The organism is Streptomyces sp. AC602_WCS936 (assembly GCF_019049125.1).
Lineage (GTDB): Bacteria > Actinomycetota > Actinomycetes > Streptomycetales > Streptomycetaceae > Streptomyces.
In genome coordinates this window covers 1-340 of the sequence record NZ_JAGMUF010000084.1, presented here as the reverse complement: position 1 = coordinate 340, position 340 = coordinate 1, and the positions used below count along the sequence as shown (strand labels likewise).

The 340-nt window shown below is 83.5% G+C and carries 1 pseudogene; it reads right to left on the bottom strand.

Annotated elements, in window-relative coordinates:
- Window positions 1–340: pseudogene (locus KUM03_RS24885) on the bottom strand (hypothetical protein); the annotation flags it as partial.

Here is a 340-nt window from a genome sequence, read left to right as displayed (position 1 = left end):
CGCCCGCCGCGCCGGTGGCACCAGGACCCCCCGGAGCGCCGGGACCGCCGACCACCACGGCCGGGACGCCCTCCACGCGGGCCGGCGCGACCGAACCGGCGACCGAACCGGCGACCGGCGAGTCTGCCGCGCCCGCCGCGCCGGTGGCACCAGGACCCTCCGGAGCGCCGGGACCGCCGACCACCACGACCGGGACGCCCTCCACGCGGGCCGGGGCGACCGAACCGGCGACCGGCGAGTCTGCCGCGCCCGCCGCGCCCGCCGCGCCGGTGGCACCAGGACCACCCGGAGCGCCGGGACCGCCGACCACCACGGCCGGGACGCCGTCCACGCGGGCCGG